The organism is Agathobaculum sp. NTUH-O15-33 (assembly GCF_033193315.1).
Lineage (GTDB): Bacteria > Bacillota > Clostridia > Oscillospirales > Butyricicoccaceae > Agathobaculum > Agathobaculum faecihominis_A.
In genome coordinates this window covers 3,421,008-3,440,905 of record NZ_CP136187.1, presented here as the reverse complement: position 1 = coordinate 3,440,905, position 19,898 = coordinate 3,421,008, and the positions used below count along the sequence as shown (strand labels likewise).

Annotated in this window: 15 protein-coding genes; 10 read left to right on the top strand and 5 right to left on the bottom strand. The window is 59.3% G+C overall.

Annotation, left to right across the window (positions count from 1 at the left end; all coding sequences use genetic code 11):
- The first annotated feature begins 114 nt into the window (after positions 1 to 114).
- Positions 115 to 354 carry an AbrB/MazE/SpoVT family DNA-binding domain-containing protein gene (locus RWV98_RS16755; RefSeq protein WP_280962317.1) on the top strand — a complete coding sequence of 80 codons (240 nt, stop codon included), beginning with the start codon at positions 115 to 117 and terminating at the stop codon, positions 352 to 354.
- 51 nt (positions 355 to 405) lie between these two features.
- Here RWV98_RS16755 and iolG read toward each other — a convergent pair whose 3' ends face one another.
- Positions 406 to 1,425 (bottom strand): inositol 2-dehydrogenase, encoded by a 1,020-nt coding sequence (iolG, locus tag RWV98_RS16750; RefSeq protein WP_280962318.1) that lies wholly within the window; start codon positions 1,423 to 1,425, stop codon positions 406 to 408.
- A gap of 457 nt (positions 1,426 to 1,882) precedes the next feature.
- Between iolG and RWV98_RS16745 the strand changes: the two genes are divergently transcribed.
- From RWV98_RS16745 to RWV98_RS16725, 5 genes are all read left to right on the top strand, one after another.
- On the top strand, positions 1,883 to 3,172 hold the full coding sequence (locus tag RWV98_RS16745; protein ID WP_317862203.1) for a TolC family protein: 1,290 nt from the start codon (positions 1,883 to 1,885) through the stop codon (positions 3,170 to 3,172).
- A 38-nt stretch (positions 3,173 to 3,210) separates the two neighbouring features.
- Positions 3,211 to 4,455 carry a TolC family protein gene (locus RWV98_RS16740; RefSeq protein WP_317862201.1) on the top strand — a complete coding sequence of 415 codons (1,245 nt, stop codon included), beginning with the start codon at positions 3,211 to 3,213 and terminating at the stop codon, positions 4,453 to 4,455.
- Positions 4,456 to 4,493: 38 nt separating this feature from the next.
- Complete coding sequence (locus RWV98_RS16735; protein ID WP_317862199.1) at positions 4,494 to 5,708, top strand: efflux RND transporter periplasmic adaptor subunit; 1,215 nt, start codon at positions 4,494 to 4,496, stop codon at positions 5,706 to 5,708.
- A 7-nt stretch (positions 5,709 to 5,715) separates the two neighbouring features.
- Entirely contained in the window at positions 5,716 to 8,829 is a 3,114-nt protein-coding gene (locus RWV98_RS16730; RefSeq protein WP_317862197.1) for an efflux RND transporter permease subunit, read from the top strand.
- A 117-nt stretch (positions 8,830 to 8,946) separates the two neighbouring features.
- Positions 8,947 to 9,621 carry a hypothetical protein gene (locus RWV98_RS16725; RefSeq protein ID WP_280962287.1) on the top strand — a complete coding sequence of 225 codons (675 nt, stop codon included), beginning with the start codon at positions 8,947 to 8,949 and terminating at the stop codon, positions 9,619 to 9,621.
- Between the two features lie 857 nt (positions 9,622 to 10,478).
- On the opposite strand, the gene RWV98_RS16720 is transcribed toward RWV98_RS16725, so the two are convergent.
- Together RWV98_RS16720 and spoIID are read right to left on the bottom strand one after the other, a co-directional pair.
- Positions 10,479 to 11,201, bottom strand: a complete 723-nt coding sequence (locus RWV98_RS16720; RefSeq protein WP_317862195.1) for a M23 family metallopeptidase — start codon at positions 11,199 to 11,201, stop codon at positions 10,479 to 10,481.
- Between the two features lie 114 nt (positions 11,202 to 11,315).
- On the bottom strand, positions 11,316 to 12,347 hold the full coding sequence (gene spoIID, locus RWV98_RS16715; protein WP_280962289.1) for a stage II sporulation protein D: 1,032 nt from the start codon (positions 12,345 to 12,347) through the stop codon (positions 11,316 to 11,318).
- Positions 12,348 to 12,471: 124 nt separating this feature from the next.
- On the opposite strand from spoIID, the gene RWV98_RS16710 reads away from it, so the two are divergent.
- Positions 12,472 to 14,187 carry a hypothetical protein gene (locus tag RWV98_RS16710; RefSeq protein WP_317862193.1) on the top strand — a complete coding sequence of 572 codons (1,716 nt, stop codon included), beginning with the start codon at positions 12,472 to 12,474 and terminating at the stop codon, positions 14,185 to 14,187.
- Positions 14,188 to 14,267: 80 nt separating this feature from the next.
- Here RWV98_RS16710 and RWV98_RS16705 read toward each other — a convergent pair whose 3' ends face one another.
- Positions 14,268 to 15,545, bottom strand: coding sequence for a S41 family peptidase (locus tag RWV98_RS16705; RefSeq protein WP_317862192.1), 1,278 nt, complete (start codon positions 15,543 to 15,545; stop codon positions 14,268 to 14,270).
- Between the two features lie 232 nt (positions 15,546 to 15,777).
- Between RWV98_RS16705 and RWV98_RS16700 the strand changes: the two genes are divergently transcribed.
- Positions 15,778 to 16,974, top strand: coding sequence for a GGDEF domain-containing protein (locus RWV98_RS16700; protein ID WP_317862191.1), 1,197 nt, complete (start codon positions 15,778 to 15,780; stop codon positions 16,972 to 16,974).
- 1 nt (position 16,975) lies between these two features.
- Positions 16,976 to 18,169, top strand: a complete 1,194-nt coding sequence (locus RWV98_RS16695) for a GGDEF domain-containing protein (protein ID WP_317862189.1) — start codon at positions 16,976 to 16,978, stop codon at positions 18,167 to 18,169.
- 3 nt (positions 18,170 to 18,172) lie between these two features.
- Here the strand turns inward: RWV98_RS16695 and RWV98_RS16690 are convergent, their stop codons facing one another.
- The gene (locus RWV98_RS16690) at positions 18,173 to 19,060 is read right to left on the bottom strand and encodes an SPL family radical SAM protein (RefSeq protein WP_317862187.1); all 888 of its coding nucleotides are present in this window, start codon (positions 19,058 to 19,060) and stop codon (positions 18,173 to 18,175) included.
- 513 nt (positions 19,061 to 19,573) lie between these two features.
- On the opposite strand from RWV98_RS16690, the gene rpsO reads away from it, so the two are divergent.
- Entirely contained in the window at positions 19,574 to 19,840 is a 267-nt protein-coding gene (gene rpsO / locus RWV98_RS16685) for a 30S ribosomal protein S15 (protein ID WP_280962295.1), read from the top strand.
- Positions 19,841 to 19,898 lie beyond the last annotated feature (58 nt).

Sequence of the window (19,898 nt, the reverse complement as noted above, 5' to 3'; positions counted from 1 at the left end):
CGATCAGATTGCGAAAAGCCCTTTCGGAAGGCCTTGACATGAAAGGAGAGAAGTTGTATACTTATCGCACAATTCATATTTTTCATACTTTTATCAACTGGGGGAACTGATTTGGTGAAGCAGCATGGCAAACATATTTTTGGCACGGTAAAGGTCGGGGAAAAGGGGCAGATCGTCATCCCGAAGAAAGCGCGGGATCTATTTGGCATCCACCCGGGCGACCTACTGCTCGTCTTAGGCGATGAAGCGCAGGGCGGCGGCTTGGCGATGATAAAAAGCGAGGCGATCATGGGCTTTGCGCAGGCCATTATGGAAGCGGCCAGCGATCCCAAGGAAGCGGAGCAAGAGGAATAAGGGCGCAAAAAAAGCGCCCGCCGAAGCGGACGCTCTTTGATGCATATGTGCTTATGCTTCTACCTTTACGTAAACGCCACCGTTGCGGCAGGATTCGGTAGCAGCCTTTGCCATCAGGACCGGACGCAGGCCGTCGATAGCGCCAACGGCGGTCGGCTTGTCGTTCTGGATCGCATCGACAAAGGAGATGACCTGCTCGATGAACGCCTGATTGTAGCGCTCGAGGAAGAACCAAACCGGCTTCTCGCTCTTGGCGCCGTCCACGGTGACAACGGTCGTGGTGTTGACCAGATCGTTCGCATCGGAAGCCATGCCCTTGGAGCCGAACGCTTCGACGCGCTGGTCGTAGCCATAAACAGCCTGACGGGAGTTGTTGATCACGGCGATGCAGCCGTTGGCCATCTTCAGGGTAACAACAGCGGTGTCAACGTCCGGAATGCCGGACTCTTCCTGCAGCTTCGGGTTGACGAGGCAGGAGCCGACAGCCGAGATCTCTACTGCTTCCGAACCGGTCACGTAGCGGACCATGTCGAAGTCGTGGATCATCATATCGTAGAAAATACCGCCGGAAACAGCGACATAGGAAGCCGGGGGCGGCTCGGGGTCACGGGAGGAAACAACAACGATGTGCGGATCGCCGATGGAGCCGTCCTTCACAGCGTCAGCCACGGCCTTGTGGTTGTGGTCGAAGCGGCGGTTGAAGCCGACCTGGAACTTCACGCCCTTTTCCTCTACCATGGCGAGCAGCGCCTTGATCTTGTCGATATCGTAATCGATCGGCTTCTCGCAGAAGACGTGCTTGCCGGCCTTGACAGCGGCCATGGAAACGTCGCAGTGCGTATCGGTGGAGGAGCAAACGAAAACAACGTCCACTTCAGGATTGTTGATCACGTCCATAAAATCGGTGGAGGCATTGGTAACGCCGCGCTCTGCCAGCCACTCGCGCGCACCAGATTTGTCAAGCATCGGATCGGCAGCGGCGACGACCTGCACGCCCGGCACAGAGTTGATCAGGTTGTTGATGTGCAGCTTGCCGATACGGCCGCAGCCCACTACGCCAATTTTTAAGATTCCCATTATTCTTCTCTCCTTTAGAATATTAAGGTTGTCCTCATACAAGGGCACCTTTATTATAGCCTGTTGCCGGGGCGCTTGCAAGCGGTCTTGCAAATTTTTGGCGCACCGCTGTAATTTCTTGGCTTGCCATTGGTCATTATGCGAAGGAAAACGGGGGAAAGAATAGGGGAATCATGCGCGCGGTGTCAAATTCAGGGCGGAATAAATGCAACACTTCCCTTAAAGATGTCTAAAATACACGCGAACGCTTGTTTTGAAGGGCAAAGTTGTGGTAATATAACTACGTCTTGCGATTATGGAACGAACCTTAAATTTGAGGTAGCAAACCCCGCATATCGCCCGCCGTGCGCCGCGCTTGGGGGAGCGCCCCGCGTTTGGTGAGCGAAACGTATTCTACAGGCATGGTCGCGGCCGCTTGGCAGCGACGGTAGAGAAAGGAACAGAGAACCGAATGAAGCAAAATAGCAACAAGGGACGGCGGCTTGTCAGCACGCTGCTCTCGGCGGCGCTGCTTGCTGCTTTGGCCGCGCCGGCGGGCGCGGCGGAGGACGGCGGACAGGCGGCCGCGCAGGCACCACAGGGTACGGAGGCCCCCGCCGTTAGTGGAATGCCGGTCACAGTGAAAGAAATGGGCCTGACGGCGGTGGAACGCGCGGTGCGCGAAAACAACTCGACCGTGCGATCGCTAAAAAACATAGCGTCCAGCATCGACACGGTATCAGACATCTCCGATCAATACGCGGCACAGGGCGGCCTGATCCAAGTGCAGATCGAGAATTACAAAAACCTGATCGCCGGGCTGGATGCGGCGATGGAGGGGCTGGAACCCTCGGATAACCTGTACAAAACCTACGCGGCGCAGAAAAAGCTGCTGGAGGACAATTTAAAGAGCTTGCAGCTTAACGAATTGACCATGCCGGTGCAGCAGCAGGCCTACGCCTCCGCGATCGACGACGCGGTGTACGACCTGCGAAAGCAAGCGGCGAACGTGGCCGACCAGCTTGCGATGGGCGCGCAGGATATGCTGATCGGCATCAAGACCCTGCAAAGCACGGAGGTGGGGCTGAACCGTCAGCTCGCGCAGCTCGACCGCACGCTTTCGATGATGGAGACCACCCGCAAGCTCGGCATGATCAGCCAGTACCAGATCGACACCGCCCGGCACGCGCGGCAGAGCCTTGCGGTCAACATGACCACGCTGGCGACGCAGCGCGAAAATCTGGCCAGCAGCCTTGCGCTGATGTGCGGCTTCGACGCGAGCACGCTGGTGCTGCCGTCGGTACTGCCCGTTCCCGGCGCGGCCGATCTGGGTAAGATGAAGTATGAAGCCGATCTGGCTTCCGCTAAGGATAACAGCTTTTCCATCTGGCAGAAGCAGTGCGACCTGCGCGACGCGCAAAACCGTTACGATACGGCGATCGCGGGCACGGCCGAAGCGGTGGCCGGCGCGAAGGACGCGCTGGCGGCCGAAAAGATAACGGTAGAAAGCGCGTTTCTTACCACCTACCAAACCGTTCGCAACTGCCAGACCACGCTGACCGCCACCGAGGCCGCGCTGCGGCAGGCCGAACTGGATTTCTCAACGGCCGAGCTGCAATATAAGCACGGCATGATATCCGAAATGGACTATTTGGCGGCGAAGGATACGCTGGACAGCGCGAAGGACGCGGTGGACAGCGCGGGGCTACAGCTCACCAGCGCGTACAACAAGTACCAGTGGGCCAAGCAAGGGTTGGTATAAAGCGGCGCAGCTTAGGCGAAACAGGAGGAAACGAAGGAATGAAACGATATATAGCCGCGGGCTTAACCGCGCTGATGCTGATGGGCTTTTGCGTGCCCGCGTACGCAGCGGACGCCGCGGAGACCGACAAGACCGAAACGAAAAAGGGGCCGGTAACGCTCTCCTTTGAAACGCTGGAGCAAACCGTGCGCGAGAACAACGTCTCCATCAAGGCGGGACAGTCGACGCTCACCGGCGTGGAAAAAACCGATCCCGGAGACAGCTACATAACAAACTACTGGAACACGGACAACGAGATTGCCCAGTACACCAAGCAGATCAAGGAGCTGGACGAAGCGATCGCCGCCTTGCCTGAAGGCGAGACCGCGCTGCGCGATACGCTCAAGGCCCAGCGCTACGCGCTGCAACAAAGTCTGGAAGCGGCGCAGGCATCCTACGACGATCTGGAGGATAAGGAAGACGACGACGAGGAACAGCACGAGTTTACGGTGAACAGCACCAGAAGGCAGACTGAAAACGCGGCCGACCTGATCTGCATGGGCGCGGAAAGCACCTATATCTCGCTCCAGTCGCTGGCTTTCTCGCACAGCGAGCGGGAGCGCAGCCTCAAGCAGCTGGAACGCAACATCGAAGCGACCCGCGTGCGCGTATCCCTCGGCGCGGCGGGGCAGAACACCCTGAAAAGCCTGCAAAGCCAGCGCGAGACCGTGCTGGCCGCGCTCGACACCATCGAAACGCAGGCGGAAAACCTGAAAAACACGCTGGCCGTGCAGTGCGGCTACGCCATCGGCACCGAGATCATTACCACCGCGCTGCCCGAGGTCGCGCCCGAGCAGGCGGGCGGGGTGGACTATGCCGCCGATCTGGCCGAAGCGCTGAAAAACAGCTACTCCATCTGGTCCAAGGAGGACGCGGTGCGTCAGGCTTCGGATGATTACGAAAATAACAAGACCAACAACCTGTACGCCTATAAGGCCGCGCAGATCGAACTGGACGCGGAAAAGGAAAAGGCGACCGTCGCCTTCCGCAAGCTGTACAAAGCGCTGGAGGAAGCCAGAACGATGCTCGGCGCGGCCCAGTCCGACTGGGAGCAGGCGCAGAAGACCTTCCATGTGCAGGAAACACAGTATAAGCGCGGCATGATCTCCAAACTCGACTATTTAAACGCGCAGGATGAGCTGGAGACCGCGCGGGAAGCGATCGATAGTGCAAAGATCGATCTGCTCACCGCGTATAACAACTACCAGTGGGCCAAGCGTGGCGTCATCAGTTCTGCTTCCTGACGGGATCAGGCAGTAATCACATATAACGGAGGAACCGCATGAAAACCAAACGTATCATAGCAGCCGCGCTCGCGGGAGCGCTGATTCTCTGCGCGGGCTGTGGCAAAGAGGAAGAGCCGGAAGAAGAAGCGCCGGTCGGCACGGCGGTAGAGGTAACCCCGGCGCTCGCGGGGCCGATGTCGGCGCAGTCGGTGCTGACCGGCAAGGTCGCCGCGGTAAACGAGGTGCAGGTGTTCCCGATGCTCGCGGGACAGGTGCTCACGCTTCCGGTCAAGGAAGGCGGCAAGGTAAACAAGGGGCAGGTTCTGTTCACGGTTGATACTTCTAACGTGACCTCCTCGCTTTCCGCGCTGCAGCAGTCTTACGCTGCAACCCAGCAGGCGACCAATCTCGCCATCCAGTCGGCGCGCATCAGCATCGATCAGGCGCAGACCGCGGTGGATAACACGCAGGCGCTGTACGAAGCCGGCGCGGCGGCCGAGCAGGACCTGACCAAGGCAAAGCAGGCTTTGGAACAGGCCACCGCCGGTCTGAATCAGGCGCAGGCGCAGCAGAAGGCTTCGCTGGCGCAGATCCAAGCGCAGATCGACCAGATCAATAAGCAGGCGCAAAACGGCACGGTCGTTTCGCCCTGCGCGGGCCTGATTACCTCGGTGAACGTTGTGCGCGGCGGAATGGCTTCGTCCGCGCAGCCCGCCGTGGTCATCGCGGAGGATAGCAAGGTAGAGGTAAAGGTCTCCGTTGCCGAGGATGTGTTTACCAATATCAAGGCGGGGGACGAGGTCGATCTGGCCATCGCCTCCACCGAGCAAAAGACGGCAAAGGGCAAGATCGCTTCCGTACCGGCGGCCGCCAACGTGCAGACCAGCCTTTACGATGTGTCGATCTCGCTGCCGAGCGGCGTGACGCCGCCCATCGGCGCGTTCGCCACGGTGACCTTCTATACCAATAGACGCGACAACACCATCCAAATCCCGACCGAAGCGATCCTGACCGGCACCGACGGACAGTTCGTCTATATCGTGCAGGACGATGGGGAAGGCGGGAAAAGCGCCATGCGCCTGCCGGTGGAGACCGGTCTGGTCGGCGAAAGCCTGACCGAGATCGTTTCCGGACTGGAGCCGGATGATCTGGTCGTGACCAAGGGGCAATCCTATCTGTCGGATGGCGCGGCCGTCCGTGTCGTATCGGATGACGATACCGCGGGCGAGGAAAGCCCGGCCGCGTCTCAGGACGACGGCGGGGAGGGCTGAGCGGCATATGAAAATCGCACAGCTTTGCATCAAACGCAGGGTCATGACCATCCTGACGTTTATCCTAATCGCCATTTTCGGCTTTGTCGGCTTTAAAGCCCTGCCGCTTTCGTTGATGCCGTCCATGGAAGTGCCCATCGCCATCGTGTTCACCACGTACGCGGGCGCGAGCCCGGACGATATCGAGCAGCAGGTGACCGATCCGCTCGAGAGCGTCTGCGCCAGTATGTCCGGCCTTGATACGCTCACCTCGTCCTCTTCGGAGAACATGAGCGTGATCGTCATTCAGTTTACGGAGGATACCAAGATCGATACCGCGATGGCCGATCTGCGCGATAAGATCGGCATGGCGAAGTCGTCCCTGCCGGACGACGCGGGCGAACCCACGGTCATGTCGCTCGACATCGATTCGATGCCGGTCATCATGGTCGCGCTGCGCGGCAACGATCTGGCTTCCCTGCAGTCCATCGCGGACGATGAGCTTTCTCCCGCGCTCTCCCGTCTGGACGGCGTCGCTTCGGTCGACGTATCGGGCGGCTACGACAGCGAGATCGCGGTCAAGACCGACGCTGTCAAGCTCAAGGGCTATAACCTGACCGTTTCGAGCGTGGCCCAGCAGATCGGCGCGGACAACATGGCCGTGCCGGGCGGCGATCTGGACAGCGGCTCGCAGACGCTGTCGGTCCGCACGAACGGCCAGTACGAATCGGTCAACGATGTGAAAAACGCGCTGATCTCGCTGCCCACCGGCGGCACCGTCCGCCTGAGCCAGATCGCGGACGTTTCCATGGCGCATAAGGATCAGAACTCGCTCGCCAAGGTAAACGGCGAGGAATGTATCCTTCTTTCCGTCAACAAGCAGTCCGGCTCCAACACGGTGGATATCGCGGAACGCGCCAAGGCCAAGCTCGACGAGCTGGTCAGCCAGAACGCGGCGCTTTCTTGGGATATGCTCATGGATCAATCCGAATTTATCAACTTGTCGGTTGACAACGCGATCTCCAACATCGTGTTCGGCGTTATTTTCGCCGCGCTCGTTTTGTTCCTGTTCCTGCGTGATTTCGGCGCGACCACGGCGATCTCGATCGCGATGCCGCTTTGTATCCTGTTCACGTTCCTTATCATGAAGGGCCTGAACATCACGCTGAACATGATGTCGCTCGGCGGCGTCGCGCTCGGCGTCGGTATGATTGTGGATAACTCAATCGTTGTGCTGGATAACATTTTCCGATACCGGGCGGACGGCTACGACCGCTGGGATTCCTGTACCAAGGGCGCGGCCGAGGTTTCGCTCTCCATCACCGCGTCCACGCTGACGACCGTGGCGGTATTCCTGCCCATCGGCCTTTCCGGCGGTATGACCGGTATGATGTTCCGCGAGTTCTGTATCACGATCTGCGCGCTGCTCGGCTCGTCGCTGATCATCGCGCTTACCCTTGTGCCGCTGCTGTGCTATATCCTTCTCGATCGCGGCGGCCGCCACCGGATGGTCACCATTCCGGATGTGAAGGATAAATTTATCGCCGACAAGCCGCTGATGCGCAAGTATAAAGCGGTGCTGAAGCTGTTCATCACGCGCCGCGCGGTGGGCATGCTGCTCACGGTAGTGATCTGTGTCGGTTCCATCATCAGCATCGGACTTGCCGGCATGGAGCTGATCCCGGAAATGGATCAGGGCGAACTGAGCGTCTCGGTCGGCATGCCGACCGGCTCCTCGATGGAGGAAACGGCGGCCATTCAGGAACGTATCGCGACCATTGCGACCGATACGATCCCGGAAATGGATCTGCTGTATTACACCACGGGCAACTCCTCCTCCATGATGTCAAGCTCGTCCAGCGCGAGCGTGGGCATCACGCTTGTCGAGCGCAAGCACCGCGACCGCTCGGCAAAGCAGGTGGCCAACCAGCTGCGCCGCGACCTGCAGGATATCGCGGGCTGCGAGATCACGGTCTCGTCGTCCAGCTCGATGTCGAGCGTGAGCGGCAGCGCGATCAGCCTGAAAATGACCGGCAAGGACTATGACGAGCTCAGTCAGGTGTCAAACGATCTGGCGGAGGAACTGTCCCGCTTGCCGGACGCGGTCAACGTCAAGAGCTCCGCCGCCGAGCAGGTGCCGCGTATCGCGGTCAAGGTGAACCGCGAGAACGCTTCGCGTTTCGGCCTGTCGGCTGCCTCCATCGGCGGTCTGGTGCGCGGCGAGCTGACCGGCTCGGTCGCTACCAAGCTGCGCATGAAGGGCGAGGAGTACGACATCACCGTTTCCGGTGACGACAGCGCCTCTAAAAATATCGACGCGCTCAAGTCCATGCAGCTTCCGGTGCCGACCGGCGGCACCGTGCCGCTGAGCATGGTGGCCGATGTATACACCGAGCTGGCCCCGCAGTCGATCGAGCGCGAAAACCAGAACGAAACCGTTACGATATCGGGCGATTCCGAATCGGGCGATTCGGCGGGCATGGCCACGCGCGTCAACGAATTCCTTGCGACCTATGATCTGCCGGACGGCGTCGAGATAGACGACGGGTCGAGCGCCGCCGCCGATATGGCCGAGACCACCGGCACGCTGATGCTGGCGCTGGGCGCCGCGATCCTGCTGGTGTACTTCATTCTGGCCAGCCAGTTCAACTCGTTCGTGCTGCCGGTGGCGATCATGCTGATCCTGCCGATCGGCCTGCTCGGATCCATGTCGCTTCTGTTCTTTACCGGCAACAAGGTTTCCATGGTCGCGCTGCTCGGCGTTATCATTCTGGCCGGTACGGTGGTCAACTCCTCGATCGTGCTGATCGACTATATCCAGCAGCGCCGCGACGCGGGCGAGGAGAAAAACGAAGCGATCCTGAACGCCTGTCCGCGCCGTGTGCGCCCGGTGCTCATGACCGCGCTCACCACCATTTTGGGCTTGCTGCCCATGGTGTTCTCGGGCGGCGAAGGCTCCGAAATGATGAAGCCCATGGCGATCGTTATGGTCACCGGTATGATTATTTCCACCATTGCCACGCTGTTCATTACCCCGGTTTATTACTCGCTGATCGACAGCCTTGCTTCGCGTTTCACAAATCGGAAAAAGAAGCCGAGGAAGGGGCAGAAGTTGCTGAAAGCGGAGGAAACTGCGGAATAAGGTCGTTTCTTCTCGGAAAAATCCCATTGCTTTTTTGCATAAAATACGGTATGATGTAACGGTATACTTCGACTCGACGCACTTTACAACCGTGCGCAAAAGGAGGCAGGGGGAGAAATGAAACGAATTTTGGCGCTTATCGCGCTGCTTACGCTCGTTCTGGCCGGCTGCGGAAAGGATGATTTGCCCGTGACCGATCCGCAGGCCGGAACCGAGCCGCCCGCGACGGAACAGGGCGCGACCGACCCGACCGACGAACCGCCGGAAACGCCGGAAGACCCCGCGCCCGGCACCGGATTGACCGGCGAGGAAGCCAAGGCTCGCGTTGTGGAATCGCTAAACGATGACCACTATACCGCCGAACTGACCGACGAAACGCTCACCGTCGGCAAGGATGAAGAGAGCCAGCACGATTACTTTGTGATCGATGTAAAGGACCTCGAAGGCGCTTCCGTCGGCCGTGTCGCGGTCGACCAGCAGACGGGCGACAAGTACAATTATCTGGGCGACGGCGTTTTGGATGATTATGCTACCTTTCCGCTGTACGATCCCACCGTGGACGCGGTCTGCGATTGGGAAGGCAGCTACACCGGCCCGGCCAAGGTAACGCTCGATGTGCTGCAGGGGGATGGCAGCTCGTTTGAGTTCGCATTCTCAGACGGCACCACCGGCAACGCGCAGATTGCGGGCAACACCGCCAAGAGCGTGGACGGCAAGATCAATTTCCTGTTTTCGGATGATGTCATCACCGTCGCGGGCGGCGGGGTAACAGGAAACTACACAGCATCGTAAAATGTGATTAGAAATGAAGAAGAAGAGGCACCGGCTTCCCGCACTTGGCGGGGCCGGTGCCTTCGTTTTGTAGGAGGTTCGCTTTGCTCACAATATAATGCGCGGCGGTAGCCGCGAGGACGGTGCGGCACCCGCGGAGGCATAAAGGGGAGGAAAACCCAGACGGTTTTTCCTCCCCTTTATGGATTCCTCTCCTTTTCCCATCTCCCGACTGGAGGACTCGTGCCGCCCTTTTGCTATATAATCAATTTGTCATGGAGCCGTACCGGGTGCCAAGTGATTCAGTGGACGGGTTGCTTCGCTCGGCCGGACCGGCCTGATTAGCGCGCCCGCATGTCTGGGCGCTTCGCTTGCGGCGGGCTGGGACAGCCCGCCCTACAGGTGCAAAGTGTTTGGAAAGCGCTGTGCTTTTGTAAAAAAACATGTCCTTATTGCGTATGGGAGGCTTGCGGATACTTGCTTTGCTTGCAATAAAATACGCCGCGGTAGAGCGGGCTGACCCCAGCCCGCCGAAAGCGAAGCGCCAACAAAGATGGGCGCGCGGAGCAGGCCGGTTCGGCCGGGCGAAGCAACCCGTCCACTGAATCACTTGGCACCCGATACAGCTCCATGGCAAATTATATGTATCATAAAAGGACGGCAAACACCGCCCACGGACAGTAATAAAGGAAATGAATGGAGGTCAAGGGGGAAGGAAAAACCGTATGGTTGTTCCTTCCCCTTTGCCCCTGCGGCGGGAGCCGCACCGTCCTCGCGGCTACTGCCGCGGATGATATCGCGAGCACAGCGAGCCTTCAAAAATAACGGAGGCTGCGACGAAACGTAAATCGTCGCAGCCCCAGCCCCGTCTTACTTCATTATTCAGTTTCCGCTTCCCCGAGCAGCTCCAGAACGTCGATGTTGGTGCCGGCGCGCTGGGCGACCACGTGGATGTGGGTGCCAAGGTCGGCTTCCGCGTCGATGGTCTCCGCGCAGGTGCCGAGGGTCTCGCCCGCTTCCACGGCCTGACCGGCGGAAACGCGCACCGCGTCAAGGCCGGAATAGGTGGTGGTCAGCTCCGCGTCGTGCGATACGGTGACGCTTGTGCCGTACAGCGCGTCGTCATAAACCGAAATGACCGTGCCGTCCGTCAGGGCAAGCACCGGCTCGCCCGGCTCGGCGCCGATATCGGTGCCCGTGTGCGTGCGCCAATCGCCAAGCGTCGGCTGGTAAAGCAGCTCGTCACCCGAAAACGGGGTGATGATCGCGCCCGACGTCGGACGGACGTAGACCGGCGCGTGCACGGTCTCGACCACGGCGGGAGCTTGCTCCTTCTCTTTCGTTTCCGCCGTGGCGGACGCGGGCTCCGCCGGTTCGGGTTCGTCGGCGGATACCGGCTCGTCGCCCGACAGGTCGGGGATGGCTTCGGTCGGCGCGATGATCGGTGTGGAGATCGTCGCCGGGCCTTCCTCCTGACCGCGCGAAGCGGTGCTCGTCAGCACATAGACCGATACCGCGATGATCAGCGCGCATATGGTCAAAATCGTGTAAAAGCCGCGTGTGGATAGTGTGGATACGTGTTTGGATTGATAATTTTTCATGTCCCTTTACCTCCGTTGCCAATAGTATCGACAGGAGGAATTTCATTTATACTTCGTTTCGGGCCTGATGAAAAATGATTTGTAACAGCAACAAAAAAAGCGGATTTTTTTGAATTAAATTTGCGTGAGCGACGTGCCGGGATAATAATGCGTTAGAATTTTTTCAAAATCTTCGCCCTGCTCGGCAAGGTACTTGGCGCCGTATTGCGACAGGCCCACGCCGTGGCCGTAGCCGATGGTGTGGAAGGTGATCGCGTCCTCGTCCGTGGTGACGGTGAAGTTGGTGGAGTTCAGGCCGAACAGCTCGCGCACCGCCGTGCCCTCAACCGTTACGCCGCCCAGCTTGATGGTTTCTATGCCGCCCGCTTCCGACCGCACGGAGGCTTTAAACCATGACTTTGGTTTGCCGGATACGTCGGCGGTCGGAAAGGCGGCTTTTACCTTTTCCCGAAATTCATCCGCCGTTACCTTCACCGTGCCTTCATATTTCTCGCAGGCCGAACCGCCGGGGCTGACCACGCTTTGCAAATAGGGGATATCGTCCCCGCCCCAAACATCGGTCGCGGTCTCGGTGCGCGGGCCGCTCGCGCAGTGGAACACCGCCGCGATCGGTTCATCATTGTAGGTCAGAATTTGGCCCGCCGTGTCCTTTACCGCCTGCTGCACGCGCGTCAGCCCGCCGCCGGTCGAAGCTTCCGCCGCGTCCGCGCGGTAGGCCGCGCAGTGGTGGAAATCGTCGCATACGTCGGCGTCCGGGTGCGCGTCCGGCCGGCCGCGAAAGATTTTATAGACTGCATAGGTGCGCGCCGCTACCGCCTGCGCGCGGATAGCCTCTTCGGGGAACTCATCGCCGATCTCCGCCGCCGTCACGCCCGCCACATAGCTTTCCAACGATAGGGTTTCCGGCTTGCCGTCGATCGAAACGGTAATGGAAGAATAGTCGAGCGGCGCGTCAGCGTCGCCGGTCTCATCCTGCGCCGCGCCGGGCGACGCTTCCGGCGTTTGGCTCGCGGGCACCGCGCCCGGCAGGTCGAGCGTTTCAAAGTCGATCGCGAGTTTGTCCCCGCGCCCCATGATTTGATAAACAGCGGGCAGCAGATACAAAATAAGCACTAGCCCCAATCCCGCGTAAAACAGCTTGCGCATGTCTGTCCCCGCCTCCTTTACCCAGCCATTGTATGCGCCCTTGGGTATTTGATAGAACCACTTGACAGGGCGTTATGGACATGATATTATTGTGTTAATTTAATAATACAAGGAGTGAAGCAGGATGAAGATCAAACGCTGGTTGGCGGCGCTGCTTGCGGCGGCGCTCTTGCCTGTCTCCGCTTTTGCGGCGGGCGGCACGGAAGCGGACAAAAGGCAGGAGGATTTGGATTTCCTCGTACAGACGCTGACGGAGAAACACCCGGATTTTTACCGGAACACGACAAAGCAGGCGGTGGCGGATAAAAAGGCCGCGATCGAGAGCACGATCGCAACGGCGAGCGATATTGATTTTGCGATCTCCCTGCAGGAGCTGGCCGCCCTTGCGGGCGACGCGCACACCATGCTTTCCATCGGCAGCGCGGGCGCACAGGTACATATGCTGCCCTTTGCGCCCGAATGGTTTGACGGCCGCTGGACGATGACCGGCGGATTGCGCGAATATAAGCAGTACGTCGGCAGCGAGATCACGGCGATCGGCAGCGTGTCCATGGACGAGCTGCTGGAGCGCCTGAAGCCCATGCTCAGCAACGACAACGACACGCGACTGCGCGTTCAGCTCGGCGGCAACATGTATGTGTTCGAGGTGCTCGCGCACTACGGCGTGGTAAAGGGCGATGAAAAGACGGTGCCCGTCACCCTGCGCGGCACGGACGGCAAGGAGACCGTACTGGATATGCCCATCCTGACCGCGGAAGAGGAAACGGCGCTAGGCGACGACGGCTTTATCAACAAAAAGCTTTTGCGTTCCGCCGTGCCCGCGACCGAGCCGGACAGCGCCGTGATCTACAAGCTGCTCGATCTGGGCGACGGCACGCTCTATATGCAGTATAACAAGTGCCGGGAGGACGAAAACCTGCCCATGGCTGCCTTTGCCGCCGAGATTAAGGAAAAGCTGGACTCCGGCGCGTATTCCAAATTTATCATCGATCTGCGGAACAATGGCGGCGGGTCGGACGGCGTGCTGTACCCGGTCGTCTATCAGACGCAGCAGTTTCTGGCAAAGGGCGGCGCGGTTTACGCTCTGGCCGGCGACCGCACCTTTTCCTCGGCGCTGATCAACACCGTGCAACTTAAGGACGTTGACGCGGCGGTGGTCGGCACGCCGACGGGCGGCAGCGTGGATCATTTCGGTTCCATCAGCACGTTCGAGCTGCCAAATTCCAAAATGCGCGGCCAATATTCCAATAAATTTATCGATATGGCGGACTATTTGGACGCGGCAAAGCCCTATGATGTGGAAAGCTTCCCGCCCGATATCACGGTGCAGCCCTCTTTCGCGGATTATTTAAAGGGCGTGGACACGGCGGTGCAGTATATTCTGGATCACGCGCCCGTCACGCCGGTGCTGACGGAGACGGCCAAGGTATCCTCTGCCCGCGTTACGGTGAACGGCAAGCCGGTTGCCGCCGCGGCGTACGAGATCGCGGACAGCAACTATTTTAAGCTGCGCGATCTGGCCATGGCGTTCGCGGGCACAAAAAGCGCCTTCAACGTCACGTGGGACGGCGCGGCAAAGCACATCCAGCTGACGGAGGGGACGTATACGCCGGTCGGCGGCGAGTTGCAGCCCCTTACGGGCGGCGACCAGACCGCGGTGCGCGCGACGAGCGACGTGGCCATCGGGGATATGCCCCTTGTAGGCAAGGCGTATGAGATTGCGGGCAACCACTATTTCAAGCTGCGCGACCTGTGCCGCATGGCGGGCGTGAGCGTCGCGTGGGACGGCAAAACGCAAACCATCGCGCTCACCACGGAGGATGCGTCCGCCGCCGCATGATAGCGATCATCAGTCCTTTGGCTTACAGCCGCGGGATCACAACAAGAGGACGTTGCGAATGATAGCAACGTCCTCTTGTTCTATTTTTCGATGATGGCGCGCAGCGCGGTGATCAGCGGCGTTTCTCCGGCCGGCGAAACGATATCGGGCGTGGTGCCCGCTTCCTCGCTGCTTGAACCGTCCGGGTTCAGGCCGAACATCATGGAGTACTGGATCATCAGGCCGCTGTTGGGCAGCGTCATATAAACCGGGTCGAGCGCGCCGATGCCGTCGCCGCCGGTCTGCGTGCCAACCAGTGTGGCAAAGCCGGTCTGTTTGGCAAACACGCACAGGCTCTCGCTGGCCGAGTACACGCTTTCATTCACCAAAAACCATAAGCGTCCACGGAACGGGCTGCGGTAGGCGGAGGGCGAGACCGCAAGCTTGCTGACTATAAAATGGGTGGCGGCTTGGGTGCCACTTTGCTGAAAGGCGGGCAGCTTTGGCAGTTCGGCGATCGGGTGCAGCTCCTCCGGCCGGAAAGCGGATTCGATATAGGGCGTGTTATTCTCGCTTTTGGCCAGCAACGCGTAGTTTTCGCAGGCGAGCGGCTGGTCGATATGCGGCGCGACGATCAGATTCTGCCAGTAAAGCTCGCTGCCGCCGCTGTTCTCGGTCAGGTCGATTATCAGGTCGGTGCAATTTGCGGCCTGCTCGTAAAAGGCGAAAAGCGCGTTCTGTTCCTCCTCGTACTCATACGGCGCGAGAAAGCTGTCGATCTTGATGTAGCCGATCTCACCGCCGGGCAGCAGCATCGTGCGCAGGTTTTGGTAATCCTCGTCCACCGTGGGGCTCTGGCCGTCATATGGATCGTCCTTGTCCCGCTCCGCTAAATAGGCGGATAGCTTGGCGTAGCCCTCTCGGGCCTTTGAGCTGCCGATCACCTCGGCCCAATAGGGCTTATCGCTGTAAGCGCCTAGTTGGGCCGCTTCCACCGTAGCTTGATAACCCTCTGGTTCGATCAGCCACAGGTGGCCAAATCCGTTCAAACGGTATAGGCAGCTGTAAAGCGCGGTATAAAAGGCCTCGTCCGTATCGTTTGCGGCGATCAACTCGCGGTACTCGTCAAAAATGCCGCTTGACGGGTCGTCCGGTACTTCCCGGTCGTGCACGCCAAGGTACAGGTAGCTGTTTTGCAGCGTGTCCCGGAAATAGTCGTAATCCTCCAAGCGCTGCTCGGCTGTCAGACCGAGTATATTATTCAGCGCGGGGTTCCACCGCGCGCTATCCGCCGAACCCGGCCCGGCAGGCTGTGGGCCGCACCCTGTCAGCAGCAGAACAAGCGACAGCGCGGCCGGCGCCAGCTTTGCTCGTTTCATTCCTCATCACCTCTACCTAGCAGTATGCCGGTAAGAAATTAAGGAATGTAAAAGGAAAATATTAAGATTTCCGAAAGAAGCGCCCTTTTGTGGTAATTTACGCGCGTGAGATACTTTAGCGCGCCCAAACCGGCGAAATGCACCAGCCTTCGCGCTTGAAAAGCAAAGAGCGATGTGGTAGCATATTTAAATAGGAAAAAAATTCAACAAATGAGGAAGGGGTAGATAAGCTGTGCTGGTCGCGGTAGTTTTGGTCGTGGTGCTGTCCGTGCTGCACAGCCGTGTTTGCCTGCGTTTGGATGATGCACTGTGCGGGCCATGCGGGGATGGGCTCGGTTGGCGTATCGCCGGGTATGTTCCGGCGGCGCTGCTGTTTACCGCGCTGACGGTATGGCGCATCCCGCTTTTGGCGTTCTATTCGCTCGTTTATCTGGTAAAGCTTGTGCGCCTGCTGCCGCGCCGCGGCGCGTGGCTGACGAGGCAGGCCCTGCTCCATACACGGTTTGTCACCTTTGCGGCGCTGCACCTGATGGCGATCGGCGCGGTCGCGCTCGCGGGACGGCTCAGTTTGGCCGACGCCATGAACGACCCGATGCGGCGGCTGTTCACCCTGATTCTGGCGATGACGGCCGATCTGGCGTGCGGCATGATCATGCTGCGGCATAGCCGGGTGATCGCCTTGTTCGCGCGGGACGAGGGCCGGGGCGATTTTCGGCCCTTCAACCGTTGCCTGTGGTGGTGCGTGCTTTCCATTTTGGTGGATGGGATGCTGGGCCGGTTTGATACGCTTACCCTGCACACGCCGCTGTTTTTGATCGGCAGCAACGCGCTACTGCTGTTTCTTATCGCCTGTTTCTTGCGCGATATCAGCGCCATTGTGGAAAACATCGGCGAGGAGGGGGAAAACGCGGAGCTGCGCGAGGAGATCGAAACCAACGCGCGCACCGCCGCCATGCTGCGCCGCAGCGCCTCGTCCGACGCGCTCACCGGCGCTTATTCCCGCAGCTATGCCGTGGCGCGCATGCAGACCATGCTGGAGCAAGGCGAGCCCTTTGCCGCCGTATTTATCGATCTGGACCGGCTCAAGCAGGTCAACGACCGGCATGGCCACAAGGCGGGGGATGACCACCTGCGCGATTTTGCCGGGCGGTTCAGCCGCTTGCAGCAGCCGCAGGATATTTTTGCGCGCTACGGAGGGGACGAGTTCCTTGTATTGCTGCCGTCCGCCGATGAGGAGCAAGCCGGAAAACGCATGCGCGCGGTCCGCGACCGGCTCGCCGGTGGTCAGGATAAGTGCCCGTTTAGCTTTGGCGTGGCCTGCTACGCGGGCGGTACGCCGCCCGAGGCGCAGGCGCTGATCGATCAGGCCGACGCCGCCATGTATCAGGATAAGCAACGGGGCCGTCGGTCCGTGCAGGGAGGTGCGTGACGTGCTGAGACTGCTTTTAGCCGCTGCCGCCGCCTATTGCTACTGCGACCGGTATTTTACTTACGCCGCCAAAGCGCTGGCGCGCCCCGCCGCCCCAGTGCGGTACACGCTGGGCCTGTTCCTTGTCAATTACACGGTGTTTTTCCTGTGCAGCGTGATGCAGTTCCACCTGATCGTGAACTGGACGCTGCTGTTCGCGCTTTTGTTTGCCGAAACGCTGCCGCTGTTTCGCGGCGGCCTGCTGCCTTCCGGCTTGCTTGCGCTGCAAGGCGCGCTGATTGGGCTCACCTTCAATATGCTCAGCCGCTGCATTGTCACGCTCGTGCTCGATGTGCCGCTGAACGCGGTGAATAACAATACCAGTCAGGCGGACAATATCAAGCTGTATCCGGTCATGGCCGGTTTCCTTTTGGCCGCGCTGGTGTTTCAGTTGTATTTGAAGCCCGGCCGTATCCGGGCGCTCCGCTTGGTCATGCGCAGCAGGGAGCATTTGCGCGTGTTTTTATGGATGGCGGCGATTCTTTACGGTTATCTGTCGTTGGGCCTGCTTTTGTACAGCACCGGGGAAAATCTGCTGGTGCTCAAGCTGTGGGGCATCAAATCGGCGGTGTTTACGGCTGTGGGCTATCAATACGGTCTGTGGTATACCATCCGCATGTGCCGTCTGTCCCTATACCGGAAGCAAAATGAAAAAATGCGCGCCGAGGTGCGCTTACAGCGCAGGGAAACCGAAAGCCTGCGCTCGCTGGCGTTTCGCGATGCGCTGACCGGCCTGTTTAACCGGCAGTGCGCGCAGCAGCGCATTGAAGGAATGGTTGACCGGCGCGAGCCGTTTTGCCTGTGCTTTATCGATCTGAACGGGCTCAAGCACGTCAACGACCGGATCGGGCACTCGGCGGGCGACGCGTACTTGCTGGCGGCCGCGCAGGAGATCGGGCGCGTGCTCCGGCCGGGGGCGGATCATCTGTTCCGCTACGGCGGGGATGAGTTTATCGCGCTTTTCTCCGACTACACTGAAGAAGAGGCCGGGCGCAAGCTGCGCGAAGCCGACCGCATGCTGCGCGCGTGCAGCAACACCTCGGCCTACCCGTTTTCGCTATCGCTATGCTTTGGCGCGGTGCGTTCGGACGCCGCTGCCGGGCCGGACGAGCTGATCCAAGCGGCGGACCGGAAAATGTATCAGCAAAAGGCGTAAGCGTTATAGAAAAAGCGATAGCTGCCCATCCCCGTAGCCGCGCTGGTAGCGGCGGATGATATCGCGCATGCGGTAGAACAGGCCCGCCTGATCGCACGCGGTGGAGAATAGGTGCCACAGCGCTTTCGCGCGCGGCACGCCGCAGGAATAGCGCGTGCCGTAACGCGCCGCGTATTTTTCGCGCAATCCGGGGAACTCCCGGTCCAGCGCTTCGTACAGGTGGGCGCGCTGGCGGTCGCGCATGGTCACGCCGAAGGCGGGGTATATGCCCATCACGCCCGCTTCCTTGGCGCTTCTTACAATGGCGCGTATATTTTCCCCGCTGTCGGTCAGCCACGGCAAAACGGGCATCAATAAGATGCAGGTGGGCAGACCGGCCGCCGCCAGCCGCGCGAGCGCGTCAAAGCGCTGGGTGGGCGAGGGGGCGCGCGGCTCTATCTTTTTCGCGAGCGCGTCGTCCGTGGTGGTCACGGTCATTTTGCATAGTACGGGGGCGTTTGCGTGTATTTCGCGCAGCACGTCGATATCGCGGCAGATCAGATCGCTCTTGGTGGCGATGGCCGCGCCGAAACCATAGGCGGAAATAAGTTCAAGCGCGTGGCGCGTCAGTTCGGTCTCGCGCTCAAACGGGTTATAGGGGTCGCTCATCGCGCCGGTCGCCACCACGCCGGAACGCGTTTTGCGGTTCAGATCGCTTCGGATGATGGCAAGCGCGTTTTCCTTTGCGTGCACGGTGTCGAAATCCTCCACCCGGTAGCATTCGGAGCGGCTGTCGCAGTAAATGCAGCCGTGACAGCAGCCGCGGTAGATGTTCATCATATAACGCGCCCCAAACCATGCGCTGGGCGCCTTGGCGTTCGTTACTATGGTTTTGGCCGGAACGGTCTCCATGGCGGGAACACCCCTTTCAGCTGTTTTCTCTATTATAACAAAAATTCCGGACAAAGCTTGTCCGGAATCGCATAAAATATATGAAATGATCCAACCGGCGGTTGTGATCGAATGATTAAAAAAAGAACGCGACATCAGGCCGCACGATTGCACAGCCCCGCCGCGTTTCTTCCGAAAAATAAAGAGGGTGGATGTCTCTGGTTGTCCACCGAATAAAAGAATTATATCACTTATTGTCTTTTCTAGGCAAGATTCATATTTTACAAATCGCTTCTTTACAATTTGTTTACATCTGTGCAATTCGACAAAAAGCGGCGGAAAATCCATGCAAAAAGCCCTTGCATGTGCAAAATCAAGAAAAAGCTTTACAAAATCCCGGCACTGTGTTATCATAATTATAACTTTGGCCCCGTGCTTAGCCGCCGGATATACAGGGCACGTTCCTACCGTGTCAAGTTTCCCTCCTCCGCGGCCCGGCGCAGTGGGTAATATTATAATGAGGTGAAAGATACCATGATCCGTAAGGAAGACAAAACCGCTGTAATTGAAGCAAACCGCACCCATGCGACCGACACCGGCTCGCCGGAAGTCCAGATCGCCATCCTGACCGCGCGCATTCAGGAGCTCACCGAGCACCTGAAGATCCACAAGAAGGATAACCATTCCCGCCGCGGCCTGCTCAAGATGGTCGGTCAGCGCCGTTCGCTGCTGGCTTACCTGCAGAAGAAGGACATCAACCGTTACCGCGCACTGATCGCCAAGCTCGGCATCCGTAAGTAAGAGAAAAATAGGGGAGCAGTCTGCTCCCCTGTTTCTGTATTTCAATGGAAGGCGGCCC

Bases quoted from the DNA above. Each gene is read 5' to 3' on its own strand.
- RWV98_RS16745 (WP_317862203.1), top strand. From the start codon at position 1,883: ATGAAGCAAAATAGCAACAAGGGACGGCGGCTTGTCAGCACGCTGCTC.
- RWV98_RS16740 (WP_317862201.1), top strand. From the start codon at position 3,211: ATGAAACGATATATAGCCGCGGGCTTAACCGCGCTGATGCTGATGGGC.
- RWV98_RS16735 (WP_317862199.1), top strand. From the start codon at position 4,494: ATGAAAACCAAACGTATCATAGCAGCCGCGCTCGCGGGAGCGCTGATT.
- RWV98_RS16730 (WP_317862197.1), top strand. From the start codon at position 5,716: ATGAAAATCGCACAGCTTTGCATCAAACGCAGGGTCATGACCATCCTG.
- RWV98_RS16725 (WP_280962287.1), top strand. From the start codon at position 8,947: ATGAAACGAATTTTGGCGCTTATCGCGCTGCTTACGCTCGTTCTGGCC.
- RWV98_RS16720 (WP_317862195.1), bottom strand. From the start codon at position 11,201: ATGAAAAATTATCAATCCAAACACGTATCCACACTATCCACACGCGGC.
- spoIID (WP_280962289.1), bottom strand. From the start codon at position 12,347: ATGCGCAAGCTGTTTTACGCGGGATTGGGGCTAGTGCTTATTTTGTAT.
- RWV98_RS16710 (WP_317862193.1), top strand. From the start codon at position 12,472: ATGAAGATCAAACGCTGGTTGGCGGCGCTGCTTGCGGCGGCGCTCTTG.
- RWV98_RS16705 (WP_317862192.1), bottom strand. From the start codon at position 15,545: ATGAAACGAGCAAAGCTGGCGCCGGCCGCGCTGTCGCTTGTTCTGCTG.
- RWV98_RS16690 (WP_317862187.1), bottom strand. From the start codon at position 19,060: ATGGAGACCGTTCCGGCCAAAACCATAGTAACGAACGCCAAGGCGCCC.
- rpsO (WP_280962295.1), top strand. From the start codon at position 19,574: ATGATCCGTAAGGAAGACAAAACCGCTGTAATTGAAGCAAACCGCACC.